We start from the raw sequence: 281 nt of genomic DNA on the forward strand, positions 1-281 counted from the left end.
ATTCCCGCCAGTCGCAGTCGCTCAAGAATGCCTTCAGTCTGGGTCGCCGTACCGCCGGTTTCGCGCAGCAGTAAATACTCACTCTGCGCTTCCACCCAGTCGGGAATGGTCAGGTCGAGAAGCGGCGCGCCCTTTTGCACTTTATCGCCCACGGTAAGCGGATACACCTTGTCGATAAACCCGGCGGCGCGGGCCTGCACAATGGCATACTGATACTCGTTGTAACTGACATTCGCCGGGAAACTCTGGGAAAAAGTCAGCGGCCCGCGCGTGACGGTCGC

At 59.4% G+C, this 281-nt stretch carries 1 protein-coding gene; it reads right to left on the reverse strand.

Annotated features, from left to right (window positions below):
* Positions 1-281, reverse strand: a 281-nt coding sequence (locus LZP73_RS20955; protein ID WP_234236924.1) for an efflux RND transporter periplasmic adaptor subunit, incomplete at both ends; no start/stop codon positions are given.

Source organism: Shewanella sp. AS16 (assembly GCF_021412365.1).
Classification (GTDB): Bacteria; Pseudomonadota; Gammaproteobacteria; order Enterobacterales; family Shewanellaceae; genus Shewanella; species Shewanella salipaludis.